This window comes from Vibrio sp. 10N.222.49.C9 (assembly GCF_041474985.1).
Taxonomy (GTDB): Bacteria; Pseudomonadota; Gammaproteobacteria; order Enterobacterales; family Vibrionaceae; genus Vibrio; species Vibrio crassostreae_C.
In genome coordinates this window covers 1-333 of record NZ_JBFRVD010001304.1, presented here as the reverse complement: position 1 = coordinate 333, position 333 = coordinate 1, and the positions used below count along the sequence as shown (strand labels likewise).

Annotated in this window: 1 protein-coding gene; it reads right to left on the bottom strand. The window is 43.5% G+C overall.

Annotated elements, in window-relative coordinates:
* Positions 1-313: SDR family NAD(P)-dependent oxidoreductase (locus AB4585_RS28025; RefSeq protein WP_372172031.1), on the bottom strand; the 313-nt coding region annotated here is incomplete at its 3' end.
* Between the last annotated feature and the right edge of the window lie 20 nt (positions 314-333).

The window sequence follows — 333 nt, the reverse complement described above, 5'->3', positions numbered from 1 at the left end:
CGACTAGGTTGCTGTCCGCATATGCCAAAGGGTTATCGATAGAGTAACGAACGCCAGCTTGGGCGGCTAAGTGAATAACCTTGTCAAATTGCTCTTCGGCAAATAATGCTGCGATCCCTTCACGATCGGCCAGATCTAAGTTTTTGAACATAAACTTATCGTGAACGATACGCTTCAGGCGATCTTCTTTTAAAGAAACCTGATAGTAGTCATTCATATTGTCGATACCGACAACCTCATGACCTGCATCCGTCAAACGTTCTACAACCGCGCTTCCAATGAAGCCTGCAGCTCCAGTTACTAAATATTTCATATCACTCTTCTATTTGTTGT